The sequence below is a fragment of the Nocardioides sp. WG-D5 genome (genome assembly GCF_054031175.1).
Genome location: NZ_CM132928.1, coordinates 776,161 through 796,232, shown reverse-complemented (window position 1 = coordinate 796,232; position 20,072 = coordinate 776,161). Strand labels below are relative to the sequence as shown.

The 20,072-nt window shown below is 69.9% G+C and carries 22 protein-coding genes; 17 read left to right on the top strand and 5 right to left on the bottom strand.

Annotated elements, in window-relative coordinates; all coding sequences use genetic code 11:
- Nucleotides 1-181 precede the first annotated feature (181 nt).
- The 7 genes from ACWZJV_RS03920 to ACWZJV_RS03890 are packed head-to-tail and all read left to right on the top strand — an operon-like array spanning nt 182 to nt 7,940.
- Complete coding sequence (locus tag ACWZJV_RS03920) at nt 182-832, top strand: hypothetical protein (RefSeq protein ID WP_457180289.1); 651 nt, start codon at nt 182-184, stop codon at nt 830-832.
- On the top strand, nt 825-2,168 hold the full coding sequence (locus ACWZJV_RS03915; RefSeq protein WP_457180288.1) for a glutamine synthetase family protein: 1,344 nt from the start codon (nt 825-827) through the stop codon (nt 2,166-2,168). Before ACWZJV_RS03920 ends, ACWZJV_RS03915 begins: the two co-directional genes overlap by 8 nt.
- Nucleotides 2,165-2,977 (top strand): gamma-glutamyl-gamma-aminobutyrate hydrolase family protein, encoded by an 813-nt coding sequence (locus ACWZJV_RS03910; protein WP_457180287.1) that lies wholly within the window; start codon nt 2,165-2,167, stop codon nt 2,975-2,977. Before ACWZJV_RS03915 ends, ACWZJV_RS03910 begins: the two co-directional genes overlap by 4 nt.
- A gap of 41 nt (nt 2,978-3,018) precedes the next feature.
- Complete coding sequence (locus ACWZJV_RS03905) at nt 3,019-4,581, top strand: class I adenylate-forming enzyme family protein (protein ID WP_457180286.1); 1,563 nt, start codon at nt 3,019-3,021, stop codon at nt 4,579-4,581.
- A 2-nt stretch (nt 4,582-4,583) separates the two neighbouring features.
- Complete coding sequence (locus tag ACWZJV_RS03900) at nt 4,584-5,357, top strand: enoyl-CoA hydratase/isomerase family protein (protein WP_457180285.1); 774 nt, start codon at nt 4,584-4,586, stop codon at nt 5,355-5,357.
- Complete coding sequence (locus tag ACWZJV_RS03895) at nt 5,354-6,451, top strand: Zn-dependent alcohol dehydrogenase (protein ID WP_457180284.1); 1,098 nt, start codon at nt 5,354-5,356, stop codon at nt 6,449-6,451. Before ACWZJV_RS03900 ends, ACWZJV_RS03895 begins: the two co-directional genes overlap by 4 nt.
- Nucleotides 6,452-6,476: 25 nt before the next feature.
- Nucleotides 6,477-7,940: an aldehyde dehydrogenase family protein gene (locus ACWZJV_RS03890; protein ID WP_457180283.1), complete on the top strand. Its 1,464-nt coding sequence runs from the start codon at nt 6,477-6,479 to the stop codon at nt 7,938-7,940.
- A gap of 18 nt (nt 7,941-7,958) precedes the next feature.
- On the opposite strand, the gene ACWZJV_RS03885 is transcribed toward ACWZJV_RS03890, so the two are convergent.
- Nucleotides 7,959-8,567: a TetR/AcrR family transcriptional regulator gene (locus ACWZJV_RS03885; RefSeq protein ID WP_457180282.1), complete on the bottom strand. Its 609-nt coding sequence runs from the start codon at nt 8,565-8,567 to the stop codon at nt 7,959-7,961.
- A gap of 193 nt (nt 8,568-8,760) precedes the next feature.
- Between ACWZJV_RS03885 and ACWZJV_RS03880 the strand changes: the two genes are divergently transcribed.
- The 3 genes from ACWZJV_RS03880 to ACWZJV_RS03870 are packed head-to-tail and all read left to right on the top strand — an operon-like array spanning nt 8,761 to nt 12,290.
- On the top strand, nt 8,761-10,230 hold the full coding sequence (locus tag ACWZJV_RS03880; RefSeq protein ID WP_457180281.1) for an MFS transporter: 1,470 nt from the start codon (nt 8,761-8,763) through the stop codon (nt 10,228-10,230).
- Nucleotides 10,231-10,266: 36 nt separating this feature from the next.
- Entirely contained in the window at nt 10,267-10,959 is a 693-nt protein-coding gene (locus tag ACWZJV_RS03875) for a hypothetical protein (RefSeq protein ID WP_457180280.1), read from the top strand.
- A complete protein-coding gene (locus ACWZJV_RS03870; RefSeq protein WP_457180279.1) occupies nt 10,956-12,290 on the top strand; it encodes an NAD(P)/FAD-dependent oxidoreductase in 1,335 nt (444 codons plus the stop codon). Before ACWZJV_RS03875 ends, ACWZJV_RS03870 begins: the two co-directional genes overlap by 4 nt.
- A gap of 9 nt (nt 12,291-12,299) precedes the next feature.
- Here the strand turns inward: ACWZJV_RS03870 and ACWZJV_RS03865 are convergent, their stop codons facing one another.
- Nucleotides 12,300-12,980, bottom strand: a complete 681-nt coding sequence (locus ACWZJV_RS03865) for an alcohol dehydrogenase catalytic domain-containing protein (RefSeq protein WP_457180278.1) — start codon at nt 12,978-12,980, stop codon at nt 12,300-12,302.
- Between the two features lie 96 nt (nt 12,981-13,076).
- Between ACWZJV_RS03865 and ACWZJV_RS03860 the strand changes: the two genes are divergently transcribed.
- Nucleotides 13,077-14,120: an NAD-dependent epimerase/dehydratase family protein gene (locus ACWZJV_RS03860; protein WP_457180277.1), complete on the top strand. Its 1,044-nt coding sequence runs from the start codon at nt 13,077-13,079 to the stop codon at nt 14,118-14,120.
- Nucleotides 14,121-14,135: 15 nt separating this feature from the next.
- On the opposite strand, the gene ACWZJV_RS03855 is transcribed toward ACWZJV_RS03860, so the two are convergent.
- Both ACWZJV_RS03855 and ACWZJV_RS03850 read right to left on the bottom strand, forming a co-directional pair.
- Nucleotides 14,136-14,507 (bottom strand): nuclear transport factor 2 family protein, encoded by a 372-nt coding sequence (locus ACWZJV_RS03855; RefSeq protein ID WP_457180276.1) that lies wholly within the window; start codon nt 14,505-14,507, stop codon nt 14,136-14,138.
- A gap of 31 nt (nt 14,508-14,538) precedes the next feature.
- Complete coding sequence (locus ACWZJV_RS03850) at nt 14,539-15,249, bottom strand: SDR family NAD(P)-dependent oxidoreductase (RefSeq protein WP_457180275.1); 711 nt, start codon at nt 15,247-15,249, stop codon at nt 14,539-14,541.
- A 63-nt stretch (nt 15,250-15,312) separates the two neighbouring features.
- On the opposite strand from ACWZJV_RS03850, the gene ACWZJV_RS03845 reads away from it, so the two are divergent.
- The 4 genes from ACWZJV_RS03845 to ACWZJV_RS03830 all read left to right on the top strand — a co-directional run bounded on the left by ACWZJV_RS03845 (nt 15,313) and on the right by ACWZJV_RS03830 (nt 17,697).
- Nucleotides 15,313-15,933 (top strand): TetR/AcrR family transcriptional regulator, encoded by a 621-nt coding sequence (locus ACWZJV_RS03845; RefSeq protein WP_457180274.1) that lies wholly within the window; start codon nt 15,313-15,315, stop codon nt 15,931-15,933.
- Nucleotides 15,934-16,034: 101 nt separating this feature from the next.
- Entirely contained in the window at nt 16,035-16,652 is a 618-nt protein-coding gene (wrbA, locus tag ACWZJV_RS03840; protein ID WP_457180273.1) for an NAD(P)H:quinone oxidoreductase, read from the top strand.
- A gap of 14 nt (nt 16,653-16,666) precedes the next feature.
- A complete protein-coding gene (locus ACWZJV_RS03835) occupies nt 16,667-16,963 on the top strand; it encodes a muconolactone Delta-isomerase family protein (protein WP_457180272.1) in 297 nt (98 codons plus the stop codon).
- Nucleotides 16,964-17,088: 125 nt separating this feature from the next.
- On the top strand, nt 17,089-17,697 hold the full coding sequence (locus ACWZJV_RS03830) for a flavodoxin family protein (RefSeq protein ID WP_457180271.1): 609 nt from the start codon (nt 17,089-17,091) through the stop codon (nt 17,695-17,697).
- A 10-nt stretch (nt 17,698-17,707) separates the two neighbouring features.
- On the opposite strand, the gene ACWZJV_RS03825 is transcribed toward ACWZJV_RS03830, so the two are convergent.
- Complete coding sequence (locus ACWZJV_RS03825; protein ID WP_457180270.1) at nt 17,708-18,556, bottom strand: SDR family oxidoreductase; 849 nt, start codon at nt 18,554-18,556, stop codon at nt 17,708-17,710.
- A gap of 184 nt (nt 18,557-18,740) precedes the next feature.
- Between ACWZJV_RS03825 and ACWZJV_RS03820 the strand changes: the two genes are divergently transcribed.
- Both ACWZJV_RS03820 and ACWZJV_RS03815 read left to right on the top strand, forming a co-directional pair.
- Nucleotides 18,741-19,682 carry an MEDS domain-containing protein gene (locus ACWZJV_RS03820; RefSeq protein WP_457180269.1) on the top strand — a complete coding sequence of 314 codons (942 nt, stop codon included), beginning with the start codon at nt 18,741-18,743 and terminating at the stop codon, nt 19,680-19,682.
- Between the two features lie 90 nt (nt 19,683-19,772).
- Nucleotides 19,773-20,072 (top strand): putative quinol monooxygenase, encoded by a 300-nt coding sequence (locus ACWZJV_RS03815; protein ID WP_196873627.1) that lies wholly within the window; start codon nt 19,773-19,775, stop codon nt 20,070-20,072.

Sequence of the window (20,072 nt, the reverse complement as noted above, 5' to 3'; positions counted from 1 at the left end):
CGGATGACTAAGTTTGTGACACGGGTCACGACTCGTCAAGAGGTGTCCGCAAGATGTCTCGGCGGTTTCGCGGATCTGGACGAAGTGGTTGACAAGGCGTGATCTGGGTCCCACCATCGTTGGTCAAAAGTCCGAGTCAAATGACTAAGTTCGATCAGAACCCATCCCGGAGGGCCGAGGAATGACCGAGAGCACGACGATCGAGGCGCCACCGGCGCGCCTCAGGGCGGCCGGCATCGCTGTCGAGGACGACCCGATCCCGATCGTCCGGCTCCTCGCGCGGACGTTGCGCGAGGCCTCGGCACGCACCCCGGAGGCGACGGCCGGGCTCGCCGGCACCGTGGTGGTTCGCTCGCACGACACCCCCCAGGTGGCCACGCTCGTCTTCGGGGCCGGCGCCGTCGAGGTCGCCGCCGGCGCCACCGCCGAGCCCGATGCCACGGTCGTGGTCGATCTCGATGCCCGCTTCGCCCCCGGCCACGAGCCGATCGGCGACGCCGAGCTGGCGGCCGGCGTCCTGCGGGCGCTACGGCCACCCCTGCCCCACTGGCGCGAAGCGGCCGCCCGGTTCTGGGAGGTCACCCGCGACATCCCTGGCATCCCTGACGTCCTCGTCGTCAAGGCGGACGCGACCGACGGTGTCGAGCACGGTCGCTTCGGCGACGGCCCGACGAGCTATCTGGTCGCCGGCCCCGCCGACCTCCTCGCCGGCGTCTTCAGCGGCGCCGACGACTTCCTCGCCTCCCTGGCCGCCGGTGTGCAGGTCCAGGGCACCTTGTCCCAGCTGTCCGTGATGACGGCAGCCTCCTGGAGGGTCCGCTTCGATGTCTGAGCTCGCACACGCCCGCAAGGCCGTACGCCTCGAGGCCACCAACCACGAGGGCAGCCTCCTCGGCAAGAACGTCTCGCCGCAGAAGTTCGAGGCCGGCAAGGAGTCCGGCTTCGCCTTCGCCGACATCCTGTTCGCCATCGACCTCAACAACGAGATCGTCCTCGGCGACGCCTTCCCCGACTGGCGGGGCAACATCTACGACATCCAGATGGTCCCGGACATGTCGACGCTCGTGGAGTGGAAACCCGGCCTGGACTCGGTGATCGGCGATTACTGGCTCAAGGACGGCACCCCGGTGCCGATCTGCCCGCGCAACCTCGTGCGGGGGCTGGTGGCCCGCCTGGCCGACCACGGGTACGCAGCCACCGTCGCCGTCGAGATCGAAGCGACCCTCTTCGAGGAATCGGTGCAGGAGGCGCGTGCGCGCGGCTACCGCGACCTCACGCCGCTCGGCGGCAGCACCGGGGCGACGTACCACCTCGCCCGGTCGGGTGACTGGGTCGCCTACATGGAGGCCGTGGTCGAGCGGCTCGACCAGGTCGGCATCGCCTGGGAGGCGTGGACCGACGAGGCGGCGCCCGGCCAGACCGAGCTCAACCTCGCGCCGACCGATCCGGTCCGGCTCGGCGACGGCTGGGCCCGTACCCGGCAGGTGATGCGCGAGGTCGCCCACGAGCTGGGCCACACCGTCTCGTTCATGGCCAAGCCGACCGCCGGCTTCGGCCAGGGAGCGCACATCAACATCTCGCTCCAGAGCGACGGCGTGAATCGCTTCTTCGCCGAGGACGGGCCGTCCGAGCTGATGCGCCATGCGGTCGGCGGGCTGCTGGCCACGATGCCGGGTGCGACGTCCGTCGTGATGCCGCAGATCACCTCGTACCGCCGGCTCGTCGACCTCACCGGACCGCCGACCACCGTCAGCTGGGGCGTCAACAACAAGACCGCCGCGGTCCGGGCGATAACCGGGCACCCGAAGTACTCCCGCCTGGAGTACCGGCTGCCCGGAGCCGACGTGAACCCCTACTTCGCGCTGGCCACCGTGCTGGCTGGGGTCCTGGCAGGCATCGAGCGCCGGATCGAGCCGCCCGCGCAGGTCACCGACATGGCCTGGTGCCTACCGGAGGGCTGCGGGGTGCCGCGGATCCCCGACACTATGTCGAAGGCCGGGGCCGCCCTCGACGCCGACCCGCTGCTCCGGGAGTACCTCGGCGACGAGTTCGTGGACTTCTGGGTCGCCTCGCGCCGATGGGAGTGGATGGAGTTCCACACCAAGGGCGGCGACCCGTTCGTCGAGCTCTCCGCGTGGGAGTCCCAGCGCTACTTCGAGTTCCCGTGAGCGCGCGCGACGAGGCCGAGGTGATGCGGCCGCTGATCGGCATCACCGGACGTCGTTTCCAGCTGTCGGTGCTGAACGGGGCCGACCCGCGCTACGGCGACCGCTGCATCGACACCTCCATGTCGGACTTCGCGACCCGGACCGCCGAGGCCGGCGGACTGCCGGTGCACCTGTCCTACGACACCGACGCGTCGGCGGTCTGCGCCTGGCTCTCCGGCGTCATCATCACCGGAGGCCAGGACGTGCACCCGTCCTGCTGGGGAGGCGACACCTCCGTGGTGCGCGACGTCGACCCGCGGACGAACCCGATGGTGCACGACGCCGAGCGGGACACGTACGAGATCGCGCTCGTCCGCGCGGCGCTCGAGCGAGGGATCCCGGTGCTCGGCGTGTGCCGTGGCCTCCAGGTCCTCAACGTCGCCCTCGGCGGCACCCTCGTGCCTCATCTTCCGGACGGTCCGGTGGCCCATCTCTCGGCCGAGACGGCGCCCACCGACGGCACGTTCGACCACGTCGTCACCTTCGCGCCGGGCTCGATCGCCGCCGATCTCTTCGGCAAGGACGCGATCACCAACTCGTGGCACCACCAGGCCGTCGACCGGTGCGGCGTCGGGGTGGTCGTGACCGGTCGGACCGACGACGGGGTGGTCGAGTCGATCGAGGTGCCGGGGCGCCCGGTCCTCGGCGTCCAGTGGCACCCGGAATGGATGAAGAGCAACGACCCGGCGCTGACGTGGATCGTCGAGCAGGCGGTGCAGCGGCTCGCGGGCCACGGACCCGCCGCGCAGGAGCAGAGGAGGCCCCAGTGAGAACACATGTCACGGCCGGACCCGTCGTTACGGCCGAACGGATGAGCGACGACCCCGACGTCCCGACGCTGAGCCAGCTGCTGGCGCAGCGTGCACGGGACTCGGCGGACCGGGAGTTCCTGCGGTTCGGGGAGTGGTCGTGGAGCTACGCCGAGATCGACGCCTGGACCTCCCGGCTGGCCCATCGGCTCATCGAGGTCGACGACATCCGCCCGGGCGACCGGGTCGCGATCATGCTCCCGAACGTCGTGAACTGGCCGGTGGCCTGGCTGGCCGTGCTGAAGGCCGGCGCGGTCGCGGTGCCGGTCAACTGTGCCTACCAGCGCGCCGATCTGGCCTTCGTCCTGAAGGACTCCAGGGCCCGTGTCGTCTTCACCGACGCCGAGCGCTCCGGCCTGGTCGCCGAGGTGCTGGCGGACGACCCGGACCTGACCGGAGTCCGTCTCGTCGACGTCTCCGACGACGGGTCGGAGCCGTTCCCGGCCACGGCGCCGGAGGTGGCGGTTGCGGGGGAGACCCTCGCGAACCTGCAGTACACCTCGGGCACGACCGGTTTCCCGAAGGCCTGCATGCTCAGCCACGACTACTGGGTCCGCCTGGGGTGGATCTGCGCTGCGACCACGGGCCTCGGGGCCGAGGATGTGCTCATCACCTCGCAGCCGTTCTCCTACATGGACCCGCAGTGGAACACCGCGCTCGCCCTGACGCTCGGCGCCCCGCTGGTCGTGCTGCCGCGCTTCTCCGCGTCGACCTTCATGAGTGACGTACGCCGCCACCGCGCGACCTTCTTCTACGTCCTCGGTTCGATGCCCACCCTGCTGTTCAAGCAGCCTCCGACCGCCGAGGACCGGGACAACGACCTGCGGATGGTGCTCTGCTCGGGCATCCCGGTCGCCCTCCACGCGCAGCTCGAGGAACGGTGGGGCGCACCGTGGCGCGAGGTCTACGGGATGACCGAGTCAGGGATCGACCTGTTCAGCCCGTTCGCCGACACCGCCGCCGTCGGCAGCGGGAGCCTGGGCCGTCCGGTGCCGTCCAAGCAGGTACGCGTCGAGGATCCCGCCGAGCCGGGGAAGGAGGTCCCGCCCGGGGAGCCGGGCGAGCTCGTCATCTCGGGAGTGCCGATGATGGAGGGGTACTGGAACCGCCCCGACGCCACGGCCGACGTGCTGCGTGACGGCTGGCTGCACACCGGCGACCTCGTCGTCCGCCGTCCCGACGGCGGCATCCAGCTGGTCGGCCGGATCAAGGACATGGTGCGGCGCGGTGGCGAGAACGTCGCCTGTGCCGAGGTCGAGGCCGCGCTCGAGCGCGACGACCGGGTCGTCGCGGCGGCCGTCGTCGCCGTACCCGACGAGGTCATGGGCGAGGAGGTCAAGGCCTTCGTCCAGCTCAGGGAAGGGGTCACGACGGACCGGGTCACCGCCGAGGAGCTCCTCGAGCGCGCCGGTGCCCAGCTCGCGCGGTTCAAGGTGCCCCGCTTCGTCGAGTTCGTCGCCGACTTCCCGCGTACGCCCTCCGAGCGGGTCTCGAAGCCCGCGCTCAAGGCCCGGGCCGCTGCCGAGCCCGGCACCACCTACGACTTCGCCCGACCGAGGAGCTGACCATGACCATCCCTGCTAGCGGTGAGGACCACATCGACGTCGACGTCGTCCGCGACGTCGCGGTGCTCGCGCTCGACCGCCCCGACAAGCTCAACGCCCTCACCGTGGCCATGCGGCTGCGCCTGGCCGCGCTGGTGCGGGAGCTCGGCACCGGCGAGACCGTCCGCGGCATCGTCCTCACCGGCCGCGGCCGCGCCTTCTCCGCCGGAGAGGACCTGAAGCACGCGCCGACCACCGAGGCCGAGGTCCACGAGGCGTTCGAGAGCTTCCACGACGTCACCCGCGCGATCCTGCAGACCCGGGTCCCCGTGGTCGCGGCGGTCAACGGGCTCGCCGTGGGCGGCGCCTCCGAGATCACGCTGTGCTGCGACGCCCGCATCGGCACTCCGGCGACCGAGTACTTCCAGCCGGAGAACGCCCGCGGTCTCACCATCTCCAACGCCACCAGCCTGCTGCTCCGGCGCCTGGTCGGCAACCACGCGACGCGCATGGTCCTCGGCTCGCCGCGGGTCCCGTCGGCGGAGGCGCTGCGGATCGGCCTGCTCGACGAGGTGGTCGAGGCCGACCGCCTCGTCGAGCACGCCGTCGACACCGTGCTCGCGTGGACCCCTGAGGGGAACACCACCGCGCTCCACCTCGCCCTGCTGCGGCCCCTGGCCGCCGAGGTCGAGGCCGCCTTCGAGCGCGAGGACCACGCCGCCCATCAGGCCTGGGCGAGCGGACTGCTCACTGCCGGCGTCGCCGGCTTCTGGAACACGAGGGAGACCACCGCATGATCACCACCCGAGCCGCCGTGCTGAACGAGATCGGCGCACCGCTGGAGCTCACCGACATCCGCGTCGACGACCCCGAGCCGCACGAGGTCCGGGTCGCGGTCAGCCACGCCGGGCTGTGCCACAGCGACCTCCACTACATGACGGGGACCGTGCCGACGGACGTCCCGGTCGTCGTCGGGCACGAGGTCGCCGGCGTCGTCGAGGCGGTCGGCTCGGCCGTGACCTCGCTCCGCCCCGGCGACCGGGTCACGGGCGCCCTGACCCCGTCCTGCGGCGGGTGCGTCAACTGCGACGCCGGTCGGTCCACCCAGTGCCTGCGCCTCGACGAGGTACGCCGCCGGCAACGCCCCGCGTTCGAGACCCTCGACGGCCGGCCGGTCGACCGGCTCGCCGCCATCGGCGCGTTCTCGCAGCACATCCTGCTGCGGGAGCGAGCGCTCGTACGGCTGCCCGACGACATCCCCCTGCACGTCGGGTGCCTGCTGTCGTGCTGCATCGTCACCGGGGTCGGCGCCGTCTTCCGCGGCGCTCAGGTACGGCCCGGCAGCACGGTCGCGGTCATCGGCTGCGGTGGGGTCGGCTCTGCGATCATCCAGGGCGTGCGCCTCGCCGGTGCGTCGGCGATCGTCGCCATCGACCTCGATGACGACCGGCTCAAGGCCGCGCGCACCTACGGCGCCACCGACGTGATCAACGGTGGAGAGGGCGACACGGTTGAAGAGCTGCACCGTCTGCTGGGTGACGGCGTCGACTACTCGTTCGAGGCGGTCGGCTCGGCCCGGACCGCACAGACCGCGCTGGCCCTGCTGCGACCGACGGGCACCGCCTGCCTCGTCGGCATCGCCCCGGCCGGCACCGAGATCAGCGTGCCGGCCCTGGACTTCTTCTTCGAGGAGAAGCGGCTCATCGGCTCGTACATGGGATCGGGCCAGGCGCGCGAGGACATCGCCCAGTTCGCCCGGCTCTACCAGCAGGGGCGCCTGCTCCTCGACGAGATGGTCACCCGGGTCGTCCCATTCGCCGAGATCAACGAGGGCTTCGAGGCGATGACGTCCGGTGGCGTCACGCGCATCGTCGTCGACCTCCAGTCCTGACCCCCGAATCCGCAGAGGAAGCCTGATGTCCAGCAACGAGATCACGATCGCCCAGCCGGTCGACTACATCGCCGACGAGTGGAGCGAGTGCACCACGGTCGACGACGTGTGGAACGTCGATCCCAACACCCTCGAGCCCGTCCACCGGACCGTCACCACCTCGCCCGGCGACGTCGAACGCGCTCTGCGGCATGCGGAGCAGTCCTACGACGTCGGCCGCTGGGACGACGAGGCCCGGCTCGAGCGTGCCGAGATGCTCGAACGCGTCGCCACGCTCATCGAGAGCAGGACGGAGGACATCGCGCGCGCCGACGCGCTCACCAGCGGGACGCCCATCAGCGCGACCCGCACCGTCGCGTCCTTCCTGCCCTACCGCATCCGGGCGACCGCCGCGGACCTGCGCGAGATCCCGCGGGTCACCGCCCTGGAGGCCGGTGGCCGTGACGTACGCCTCTACAAGGTGCCGTGGGGACCGGCGGCGATCCTCACCCCGTGGAACGGGCCGAGCTTCATCCCTGCCGCCAAGGTCGTCAGCGCCGTCGCGGCGGGATGTCCGGTGATCCTCAAGCCATCGGAGCACGCGCCGGGCAGCGCCCAGATCGTCGTCGAGTGCTTCGTGGAGGCGGGGCTCCCTCCTGGTGCGCTGCAGCTGGTCCACGGCGCCGGTGAGGTCGGCGCGCGACTGACCGCCGACCCGAGGATCAAGATCGTCTCGTTCACGGGCGGACCCGGGGCGGGTCGCGCCATCGCCCGCGCGGCGGCGGAGGACTTCAAGGTGCTGCAGCTCGAGCTCGGCGGCAACAACCCGGTGATCGTGCTCGACGACGCCGACCTCGACGTCACCGCCGACGGCATCCTCGACGGGATGACCAAGCTCAACGGTCAGTGGTGCGAGGGCCCGGGCAAGATCCTCGCCCACCGCAGCCTGGTCGAGCCCCTGCTCGACGCGCTGACGGAGCGGATCGCCAAGCTCACCGTCGGTCACTCCCTGGACGAGGACACCCAGGTCGGACCCATCTCCAACGGGCCGCACTTCCAGACGCTCCGGAGCCGCATCGAGGGACTTCGCGACCTCGGGGCGGCGATCCACCAGCCGGCGGCGCTGCCCGAGCTCGGCGGCTACTTCCTCTCGCCCACCGTCGCCTCCGGCGCCGACCCGGGCCGAGCGACGGCCGAGCTGTTCGGTCCGCTCGTCTCGCTGCACGCCGTGGACTCCGAGGAGGAGGCGATCCGGATCGCGAACGCCCATCCGTCGGGCCTCGACGCGTACGTGTTCGGCACCGACACCGACCGCGCCATCGACGTCGGCGCCCGCATCGTGGCGGGGGAGGTGCGGGTCAACGGGGCCAAGGTCGCGGACCTCGGTGAGGACTCGGCCCAGAGCTTCTGGGGCCCGGCCGGGCTCGGTGGCCACGGGCCGGCCGAGTCCGTACGCGTCTTCTGCGGCGACCGGGTCGTCGGTGTGGACTCGCCGGACCTGCCGCTGTGAGAGCCGGGGCGGCGGCGCTCAGGCTCCGGCCGGCGCCGCCGCGAGCCGGGTCGCGAGCCAGGTGTCGAGCACGGAGCAGTTGAGCTCCATCTGCCCCCGGGCGACGGTCGCGTCGCCGTACGTCAGCCAGTTGACGCCGAAGCCGTCGGCGAGGGTCGCCAGGACGTAGGCGACCTCGTCGATGACCTCCGGCGTGACAGGGTCGGCGGCGGATGCCTCGCGCAGTGCCTTGCGCACGGTGTCGAAGGCCTGGTCGTAGACCGCGATGCCGCGGTCACCGTGCTGACGCCGGGCCCAGCTGACGAGCTCGAAGGTCGCGGCCGTGAAGCTCGGGGACTCCAGGTAGCACTCCATGACGCCGCGCAGGATCTCCCGGGCGGCCTCGGGAAGCGTGGTGTGCGGGTCGCTGCCCTCGATGACCTCGCGGTACTTGCCGGAGACGAAGGTGTAGACGTCGGCGAAGAGGTCCTCCTTCGAGTCGTAGCAGTAGTGCAGCATCGCCACGTTGGCCTTGGCCTGCTCGGCGATCCGGCGGGTCGTCGCGCCATCGATCCCGTGGGCGGCGATGACCTCGACCGCGGCCTCGATGAAGTCGCGACGTCGTTGTGCGACCGGGATCCGTGCCATCAGGTCCTCCGAACGGGCCGGGCACCCACGTAGTTGGGCGCTTGATTAAGTCACCACGACTATATCAGGGCCCGGTGCCGATGTTTCGTCGGTGAAAACTTAGCCAAACATCTTAGTCATCGATCTTGATCATCTGACTAACTCTGGCCTAGCGTATGAGCCAGATCACACCGTCCCGGATCGGAGACAACGCATGGCACAGATCAACCAGGAAGCGGGAGCAGCCCGCCGGACGAGAGCAGAGCAACGACCCGGAAGGGGACAGCTCATCGGCATCGGCGCGCTGATGGTCGTGCTGACCAACGCCGTCATCTTCATCCTTCCGCCGCTCCTGCCGGTGATCCAGGCGCAGTACGGGCTCGCCACGGTCGCCGAGACGACGTGGCTCTACACCGCCCTGACCCTCGGCGGGGGAGCAGGGTTCATCCTCCTGCCGCGCCTCGCCGATCTGCACGGCGACCGGAACGCCTCCGTTGCCGCGTCCGCGTTCCTCGCGGTCGGTGCGGCGGTCCCGGCGATCGGCGACTCCTACCCGACGCTCCTGGTCGGGTGCACGCTGATGGGCTTCGGCTGCGCGGCCCAGCTGCTGCCGCTGGGCTTCCTCCGGCGCAACCTGGGCGAAGCGGGCATCACCATCGGCGTCGCCGTCCTGGTGATCGCCACGGGTGCGGGCATCGTCGCCGGCATGATCGGTGGCGGACTGATCGTCGAGAACCTGTCCCTACGCAGCTTCTTCGTCATCCTCACCGCCGCCTGTGCGGCGACCACCCTCGCGACGTACGTCCTGGTCCCGCATGCCCCGCCGGCCGAGCGCTCGGGTCGGATCGGCGTGGTCGGCACGGTGTGGATGCTCGGCTGGGTCGCGGCGATCCTGCTCACCCTGACCCAGGGTCTGGTCTGGGGCAACGCGGCCCTCGTCCCGCTGGTGGCCGGCATCGTCGGCGGCATCACCTGGGTGCGCTCCCAACGCCGCTCGTCGACGGCCGTCTTCGACGTGTCGTTGATGCGTACGCCGCTGGTCACCGCCTCGTGCCTGTGCATCGCGCTGTTCGCGGCGGTGAACTCGGCGTTCCTGCTCCTGCTCAGCACCTACGCACAGGTCATTCCCGAAGCGCTCCGCCCGGTCGACGCGTACGGTCTCGGGCTCTCCGCCCTCCAGACCGGCTGGCTGATGGTGCCCTTCGCGGTGACGTTCCTGGTCGGCGGAGCGGTGGTCGATCGCCCGGTCGCCAACGGTCGCGGTGTGCCGGTCTTCATCATCGGTGCCCTGATCAGCGCCGCCGGCCTGGCCTGGCTGGCGATGATGCACGACCAGCAGTGGCACTACCTGGTCGGTGCCGCCGTCATGGGCCTCGGCTGCAGCATCGGGTACGCCGCGGGCTTCACCCTGGTCCAGGCCGCCGTCCCCGAGGAGAAGGCCGGCATGGCCGCCGGCCTCGCCGGCACCTTCATGGCGGTCGGCTTCGCGTTCGGCACAGCGCTCGTCAGTGCTGACCTCAGCGCCTCCCTGGTCCCGGTGCCCGGCACGACCCTCGAGGTCGCCGCCGAGGGTCTCTACGGCACCGGCTACTGGATCTCCGGCGCTCTCGCCCTGCTCGTCGTCGTCACCGTGCTGATCTCCCGCGCCCGCTCGCGTCGGCGTACCAGCCGGGTCGCTGCCTGACCTGGTCCCCTCCAACTCACCCGAAGGAAATCTGACATGAAAGAGCTGCTCTTCCTGCTGGCCGATCTGTGGATGATCGTCGTCGGCTTCACCTACGGATGGAAGTTCATCCGGCGCCACCACAACTACCTGCTCGGCCTGGAATGGATGGTCGTCGCGACCTCCGGGTCGAACTTCCTTCTCTGGTCGCTCATCAGCGGCGACGAGGGCCACGTCCTGTACGACATCGCCTACTTCTTCGACGCCTTCTCGCGATCTGTGGGCATCACGCTGATCGCCGTCCTCGGCCTGATGCGTGTGACCCACCGCTACAAGCCCAGCGTGACGGTCGAGGTCGGCGTCTTCGGCCTCGCGATCGCTGCGGGACTCTATCTGCAGCAGTTCCGCGGCCACGACCTCCACGTCGGACCTGCGTCGTACTACCTGGCCGCCAACCTGCTCACGACCGCGTTCCTCGCCTACTTCTCGTGGCGTCTGTGGACCATCGGAGCCAGGGGCCACGCGGTCGCCGCTGGACTGGCGAGCGCCGCGGCGACGGCGATCGCCCTCATGTACGACTTCTTCCCGTTCCCGGACGACGCGCACCGCACCGCCTTCTACATCCTGGCGCTCAGCACCTGGGGCTTCCAGATGTTCGTCTACTACCGCGCCTACGGTGCCTTGAACGACCACAACGTCGCCACGGGTCTCGAGCCGGCCGGCGATGACCGCAAGGTGGTCCGCGCATGAAAACCGACCACGTCACCTACAGCGCCTTCACCGGGTGGGTCGACCCACCGGCCGACGTCCAGGGCGCACTCGACGCCGACCTCGACTGCCAGGTCGCTGTCATCGGCGGTGGCATCAACGGGATGTCGACCGCACTGCGGCTCGTCGAGCGCGGCCAGGACGTCGTGCTCCTGGAGGCAGAGTTCTGCGGCCACGGGGCCAGCTCGCGCAACGCGGGGCAGCTGGCCGGCGCACCGGGGGGAGACATCCAACTGCTCGACCTGCTGTCGCGCAAGAAGATGCCGGGCATGATGCGGCTGGCCGAACGCGCGGCCCACCATGTCGAGGACTTCATCGCGAAGCACGACATCGACTGTGAGTACGAGGCGACCGGCAACGCGTTTGCGGCGGTCTCGCGAGGTCAGATGGGCCGGGTGCGACGGGTCGCCAAGATCGTGACCCGTGCCGGCGGCCACGTCGAGGTCGGCACAGCTGAGGAGCTGGGGATCCCGCGCGGGTTCGTCGGTGGCATGCGCGAGGTCGTCGGCGGGAGGATGAACCCGGGCAGGTTCAGCCTCGGCATGCGACGGGTCCTGCTCGACTCGCCCGCGCGTGTCTTCGAGCAGACCAAGGTCACCGACGTGGCGCGGGAGAGCGGCCGGGTTGTGCTGACCACCCCGCAGGGCCGGGTCCGGGCGGACCGGGTCGTGCTGGCCACGAACGCCTTCGCGGGTGAGTGGGACATCACTCCGAAGCACCTCTCCGTGCCCATCTACGTCATCGAGGTGGAGACCGAGCCGATCGCTCCTGAGCGGCTGACCGCGCTGGGCTGGACCAGTGGCATGGGCCTCGTCACCCAGCACGCGATCATGGAGAACTACCGGCTGACGCCGCGCAACACCATCGTGTTCGGCGTACGCCGCCTCGAACGCGGCACGAGCTACCCGCTCCCGGAGAAGGTGCCGGACCCCGGACTCGTCGAGGAGCTGGCCGGTGCCTTCGCCACCCGGTTTCCGTCGTTGGCCGATGTGGCGATCGAGCGCGCCTGGGGCGGATGGATCGCGATCACCTCCTCCTGGCTCCCTCTCGCCGGCCGGATGGGGGAGGACATCTACTACTCGATCGCCTGCAACGGCCACGGCCTCGCCCAGGCGCCGTACGTCGGGACGCTCATCGCCGACGCGATCGTCGACGGTGAGCTGCACGAGGACCTGCGGACCCTGTGGCAGGACAAGCCGAAGTTCCCGCGACCGATGATGATGAGTCGCGCCGGTCTCAGGACGATCTGGGCCGTGGACCGCTTCAACGACCTGGTCAACGGCAGCAGGCGCAACGCCCGTCTCAGGGGTTGAAGACGACCTTCACCATCCCGTCGGACTTCTCCTGGAAGGACTTGTAGGCCTCGGGAGCCTCGATGAGGGGGAGGTGATGGGTGGCGAAGGAGTCGACGCCGAGCGGCTCGCCATGTCGCCGATGGGCCCGGCCCCGAGCACCAGCACGGTGCTGTGCCGGTCGGGGTCGGCGTACTGCAGCGCCTGCCAGGCGGTCGGCAGGACGTCGGAGAGGAACAGGAACCGGTCGTCGGGAGGACCGTCCGGCACCTTGATCGGCAGCTGGTTGCCGAAGGGAACGCGCAGATACTCCGCCTGTCCGCCGGGGACCTGGCCGTAGAGCGAGCTGTAGCCGAAGAGGCTGGCGCCGGTGCCCTGGTCGCGGTTCTGGGTGGTCTCGCACTGCGAGTGCAGGCGGTGCTGACACATCCAGCACGTGCCGCAGCTGACGTTGAACGGCACCACGACGCGGTCGCCGACGCTCAGCTCGGTGACGGCGGGGCCCACCTCCGCGACGATGCCCATCGGTTCGTGACCGACCACGTCGCCGGGGGTCATGAAGCCGGTGAGCACCTCGTAGAGGTGAAGGTCGGAACCACACAGTCCCGTCGAGGTGATCTCGACGATGATGTCGTCGTCATCGACGATGTGCGGGTCCGGGACCTCCTCCACTCGGATGTCGCGCTTGCCTTGCCAGGTGACCGCCTTCATGGGATGTGCCTCCTCGGTGTCGGGTCGCCTTCGCGGTACCCCGATCCGTACCTGCTAGCCATCGGGCGGTGCTGAACCCGGTGCAGGTGGGTACCGGTGGGTCACATCGCAGATCCGTCCGGCCGCAGGGAGGCGTGGAACATGAAGGTGGTCGTCATAGGCGCGTCGGGAAACCTCGGCACCGCCGCGATCCGGGCGCTGACCGCGGACGGCGCCGCCATGGTCGTGGGCGTCGCCCGCCGAGCCCCGAGCCCACCGTCCAACGTCCACGCGTCCGTCGAGTGGCGCGAGGCCGATGTCTCGACCGACGACCTGGTGCCGCTGATGGAGGGCGCCGACGCGGTCGTCCATCTCGCCTGGAAGTTCCAGCCCACGCACCGCCCCGAGGAGACCTGGGCCACCAACGCCGTCGGTACGCGCCGCGTGCTCGAGGCCGTGGCCCGGGCGGGCGTCCCGGCGCTGGTGTGCGTCTCGTCGGTGGCGGCGTACTCGCCGGCGCATCACGACGACCCGGTCGACGAGACCTGGGAGACCGACGGTGCCTCGGCGGCTGCGTACTGCCGGGAGAAGGCGTACGTCGAGCGTGCCCTGGACGCCTTCGCCTGCAACCATCCCGAGGTCCGCCTGGTCCGGGTCCGGCCCGCCTTCGTCTTCCAGCGCTCCGCCGCCAGCGAGCAGCGGCGCATCTTCGGCGGCCCGCTGCTCCGTCCCTCGTTCCTCGACCGCCGGCGGATCCCGGCGGTGCCGGTGCCCGCCGGGCTCCGGTTTCAGGCCGTGCATGCCGGCGATGTCGGCCGAGCGCTGGCCGCGGCGGCGACCACCGTCGTGACGGGTGCGTTCAACCTCGCCGGAGCCGGTGTCATCGGCCGCGAGCAGATCGGTGAGCTGATGGACGCCCGGACGGTCGAGATCCCGCCCAACCTCATGCGCCACGGCCTGCACTCGGCCTGGCACGCCCGGCTGGCACCGGTCCCAGGCAGTCTGCTGGACGCGGTCATGCAGCTCCCGCTGATGTCGACCGCCCGTGCGGAGCTGGAGCTCGGCTGGCGGCCGCGCCACACGGCCATGGAGGCGCTCGAGGCGGTGATCTCCGGGATCCCGGAGAAGGCAGGCAGCGATCTCCCGCCTCTGCGTCCCTGACGCCCGCGAGAACGATCAGATTTTCGAGACGTGGTAGTGGCTCAACGCCCATCCGGTGTGTCCACGTCGAGCGATCACGGTGAGGTAGACCGCCACGTCTCCGTCCGGCCGTTCGAACAGCACCCGCGCATATCCCACGAGGGCGTCCGTGGCGATCGCGCGTGTGGAGAGGAGCTCGTACTCCGCGCGGAGGCCGATCGGCTGCTTGGCGTAGTAGCTGCTGATGTAGTCACGCCCGGTGCCGGGTGCGGGGTCGAAGCCCTGGAAGAGGGCGTCCTCGGTGAAGAGGGCGGCGACATCGGCCGGCCGGTGCTCGGCGATGGCGGTGGCCCACTGGTCGAGTACGTTGCGCAGCTCATGCTCCGCAGTGATGGTCTCGCTGGTCATGGAAGTTCTCCTTCGGGTGAGGTGGGATGAGTCAGCGGCCGGCGCTCTGGCCGCCGTCGATGTGGAGGAACTCGCCCGTGACGAAGGGGGACTGCTCCAGGTAGAGCACGCCGCGGGTCACGTCGTCGACCTCGCCCAGCGTCTCCATGGGGTGGAGCGCTGCGAGGAAGTCATGGGTCTCGGGCGCGTGCATGGGGGTCTTGATGATGCCGGGCGAGACCGCGTTCACACGGATGCCCCGGCCGGCGTACTCGACGGCGAGCGACTTGGTCGCGGCCGCGACGCCACCTTTGCTGAGCGACGCCAGGACCGAGGGCACCGCCGCGGATGCGCTCTCGACCAGGGTCGTGGTCACACTGACCACGTGTCCGCCCTCGCCCTGCTCGAGGAACTGTCCGAGGGCCGCCTGGGTGATGTGGAAGAAGCCGTCGAGGTTGGTGCTCTTGATCGCCTCGTAGTCCTCGACGGTGTAGTCGGTGAACGGCTTGGCGACGAAGATGCCCGCATTGTTGACCAGTGTGTCGACCCGGCCGAACCGCTCGAGTGCCGTCGCGATCACGCGTTGTGCGACCGCGGCGTCGCCGATGTCGCCGGCGACGGTCTCGATGGTCTCGGTCGAGCTGGGCTCGATGGATCGAGAGTTGGCGACGACGGCGTAGCCGAGGTCCTGATAGGCCGTGACGAGCGCGGCTCCGATTCCCTGTGAAGCGCCGGTGATGACGGCGACCTTTCGTGTGCTCATGCCGATCCGAACATAGACGGTCGGTCAACTATTCCGCTAGACGACCGGTCTACAATCGAGACCGTGGGACGGACTTCAGATGCGCGCGAGCGGCTTGTGGCCGCAGGCACCGAACTGTTCAGTGAGCGGGCCTACAGCTCGGTCGGCGTGGCGGAGCTCGCCGCCCGTGCCGGGGTGCAGAAGGGCTCGTTCTACTACTTCTTTCCGTCGAAGGAGGCCTTGGCGCTGGCCGTCATCGACGCCCACTGGATGTGGCAGCGCGGCGAGTGGTCCGCGATCCTGGCACGACCGGGCACGGCGTTGGAGCGCCTTCGGGGGATCTTCGACGCAACCGCAGAGATGCAGACGTCGGCACTGCGGGGCACCGGTGCGGTGACCGGCTGCCTGTTCGGCAATCTCGCCCTCGAAGTCAGCTCGATGAACCCGTCGATCCAGAAGAGGCTCCAGGAGATCTTCGAGGAGCAGGTCCAGATCATCGCCGAGCACCTGACCGCGGCGGTGGACGACGGCGAGATCGAGCTCGTGGACCCACGGTTGGCCGCGAAGTCGATCGTGGCCCAGCTCGAGGGACTCGTTCTCTTCGCCAAGCTGTTCAACGACCCGAGCGAGCTGGACGCGCTCTGGGGCAACAGCCTGCGACTGATCGGCGTCGCCTCGCCGGCCGGGCAGTCGGCGGCCCTGTGAGGGACCGGCGCCTCTAGGGGCGTGGGGAATAGGTTCCGAACTTCGGCGTTTAGTAGATGGTCGGTCAACTATTGATCGGCCATCGAGAAAGGACTCACCCCATGTCTGACAACGTGAAGGTCACGATCGTCTACTACTCCTCGACCGGCACCACGGCCGAGGTCGCCCGCGAGCTCGAGAAGGGACTGCTGGCCACCGGCGCCGAGGTCCGTCTCACCAAGGCCCCGGAGCTTGCTCCGATCTCGGCCATCGAGTCGAACCCGGCGTGGACAGCGAACCACGCCACCACCTCGGACGTCCCGGAGGCGTCGCCCGAGGACGTCGCGTGGGCCGACGTCATCCTCTTCGGCACTCCGACGCGGTTCGGGAACGTCTCCGCCCAGCTCAAGCAGTTCATCGACACGCTCGGTGGGCTCTGGGCCGAGGGCAAGCTGGTCGACAAGGTCTACAGCGGATTCGTGTCGTCCTCCAGCCTCCACGGCGGCCAGGAGACGACGCTGCAGTCCCTCTACACCTCGGTGCACCACTTCGGTGGGATCCTCGTCGCGCCCGGCTTCACCGACCCGGTCAAGTACGACGACGGCAACCCGTACGGAACCTCGCACGTCGACGCCCAGGGAACCAACCCGGTCGGCGACGTCACCCGGGCCTCGGCCAAGCACCAGGCCCAGCGTGTGGTCGAGATCGCCCGGCGGCTCAAGGCCGGACAGGCAGCCTAGGAAGGAGTGGACCGATGGCTGAGTTCATCGTCGAGATCACGACCGTGATCCCTGACGGCACCCCGCAGACCGAGGTCGATCGACGGCGGACCGCCGAGGCGGCCCGGGCTGCGGAGCTGGCGGCAGCCGGTCACCTCGTCCGGATCTGGCGACCGATCGGCGAGATGCGGAGCATCGGCCTGTGGGTCGCCGCCGACGAGGCGGCCCTGCGGGCGGACGTCCTGGGAACCTTGCCGCTGGCTCCGTGGATGACCTTCGACGTCACCGCGGTGGCATCGCATCCGAACGACCCGGCGGCTCGCGACCGCTGAGCGACACGCGTACGTCACCGCGACCCGTCGGCTCCCACCGTTCCTCAGGACGGCGCCGGCGAGGTCGCGGTGACGGCGCGTGCGATCAGGGCATGGGGGGCGACGCCCTACGGATACCGGTCGGCATGACGTCACTGAGCTGTCTGATCCTGAACTGCACCCTCAAGCCCTCGCCCGGCGAGTCCAGCTCCGCGCTGTTGGGATCTCAGATCCTCTCGGCGCTCATGGACCACGACGTGAAGGGTGAGATGGTCCGGGTCGTCGACCATGACGTCCGGTTCGGCGTGAGCACCGACGAAGGCGAAGGCGACGCCTGGCCGGAGCTGCGCGAGCGGATGCTCGCCGCCGACGTGCTCGTGCTGGTCACCCCGATCTGGCTGGGCCAGCCGTCCTCGGTGTGCAAGATGGTGCTCGAGCGCCTCGACGCCGAGCTCAGCGAGACCGACGAGGACGGCCGGATGCTGACCTACGACAAGGTCGCCGGGATCGGCGTCGTCGGCAACGAGGACGGTGCCCACCACGTCACCGCCGAGCTCTGCCAGGCGCTCAACGACGTCGGCTTCACCATTCCCGCCGCCGGGTCGACGTACTGGGTCGGCGAGGCCATGCAGGGCGTCGACTACAAGGACAAGGAGCCGACTCCGGAGGCGACCGCGGGGACGACGAAGACCATGGCCCGCCACCTGGCCCACCTCGCCGGGCTGCTCGCCGAGGCGCCGTATCCCGCGGAGTAGGGACCTGTCGTCAGGTCACGTCGCGCTCACGTGGGGCCCGGGCGAGGAGTCGTCGCTGGGTGCGGCGTCCCTGGGCCACGACGAGGGGCGCCGCGCCGAGGCCGAGCCGCGGGATCGCGTCGGCCAGGCGTGCCTGGAGCCCGCGCCACCCGGGCACCGTCTTGACCGGCCGAGGCCTGTCGAGCACCGTGCCGACCGCCGCCACGACCTCCTCGGGCTGGAGCAGCTTGCCGGAGAACGAGAGCGCGGCGGCGGGGTCCTCGAGCTTGTCGTAGAGCATCGGGGTCCAGATGCCGTCGGGGCAGATGCACGAGATGTCGACGTTCTCGACGCCGGCGAGGCGCAGATCCGCGAGGGTGCTGAGGCTGAAGCCGATCGCCGCGTGCTTGGAAGCGGCGTAGACGGCCTCGCCGGGGACCGCGGTGATGCCGGCCAGGGACACGATGTTGACGATGTGGCCACCGGTCCGGGCGCGCATGGCCTCGATGGCGCTGACGGTGCCGTTCATCGTGCCGAGGGCGTTGACCTCGAGCATCAGCCGGCGGGTGTCGGGAGCCTGCGTCCAGGCCGGGCCGCTGACGAGCACACCGGCGTTGTTGACCCAGACGTCGAGCCTGTCGGCGTGGCTGAGCAGCGCGTCGCGGGCGGCGTCGACGGCGTCGGCGTCGCGTACGTCCAGGGCCCGGGGGATCGCATTCGGGCCCAGCTCCTCGGCGGCGGCCTGCGCGGCCGCCTCGTCGAGGTCGGTGACCAGCACGGTATGACCACGCTCGATGAGCAGCGCGGCGATCTGCCGGCCCAGACCGCGGCCAGCTCCGGTGACGAGGGCGCCGGAAGCGGGGCGCGTGGCCGTGGTCATGATGCTCTCCTTCTCGTCGGCGAACGGAGGCTAACACCTCGCCCGCCTGCTCCGATGGACCCCTCAAGAGGGCGCGACCCGTGCTGACGTGCTCGGTCCGGTCCACCCACCGAGGGAGAGGCGACACTCACGAACTGCGCGTAGTGTCGAGTCCGTACCTCGGATCCGGCGAACGGTGGACACCATGAATGGTCTGAGCCTGGGGATCCCTGGGATCGGCGCTGTCAGCTCAGGAACGCATTTCTGCGCGCTCTACTCAGGCCCGGTCGAGCGCGACCGGCTGCTGTACCCCTTCCTCGAGGAGGGGCTCCGGCAGGGCGACAAGTGCCTGTGCCTGATCGACGATGTCGAGCCGATCGTGGTCCGTGACAGGGCCCTGGGCCAGCCCGGCCCGGCGTACTCGCGACGATCCGGTCAGCTCGACGTGGAACGAACATCGGACGCGTACCTCCGCTCGGGGGAGTTCAACGTCGAAGACATGATGAGCTACCTCTCCGAGAACCTCGACGCCGCGGCCGAGGAAGACTTCGACCTTCTCCGAGCCGCTGGTGAGATGTCGTGGGTCCTGCCCGGGCCGCTCGGCTGGGACGACCTGTTCCGCTACGAGTCGGGCCTCAACGCGGTCGTCGACGAGATGCCGGCCATCCTCATCTGCCTCTACGACCTGCAGAAGTTCGGTGCCGACATGCTCGTCGAAGTGCTCCGCACCCATCCCAAGGTCCTGCTGGACCGAACGGTCATCGACAATCCCCACTACCTGACCCCGACGGAGTACCCCGCCGACAGCGTCGCCGCGACCTCCCGCCGTCCCGTGTTCGGGGCAGGTTCGCCCGGCGAGGCGGGCACCGCCCCAGGATGGGCCTCCCTGACCGACGGCGAGCTGCGCGTCGTGGCCGGGGTGGCGCGGGGGATGACCAACCGCAGCATCGCAGCGGAGCTCCGCCTCTCGCGGCACACCGTGGACGCCCATCTCAAGCACGTCTACCTCAAGCTCGACATCCACTCGCGCGTCGAGCTGACGGTGCGGGCCCTGCAGCACCCCGTCCCCGCTCGCCGGCCCAGGACCGATGCGGCTCGGCCGGGGAAAAGCACCCGTTCACGGGATGCCGGACGTCCACGCACCTGAGGATCATGGGCGGTGACAACCATTCCGGGTGAGCCGCTCGCGGTCGACCGGGCTGCAACGGTGCACCCTTCTGAAGAAGGAGTCCGACCTGTGCTGACCAAAGCTCTCCTCGTGCGCCTCGAGGCGCTTCCGGGCAAGGAGTCCGAGCTCGCGGACTTCCTCACCAAAGCTCGGACGATCGTGATGGAAGAGCCGGGTACCGTCGCCTGGTTCGCCATCCAGTTCGGCCCCTCGAGCTTCGGCATCTACGACGTGTTCCCCGACGACGAGGCCCGAGACGCCCACCTCGCCGGCGGAGTCGGTCAGGCGCTCGGCCCGAACACCGGCGTCCTCTTCTCCGAGCCGCAGGTCGAGAAGATCGACCTCCTCGCCGACAAGGTCCCGGGGTAG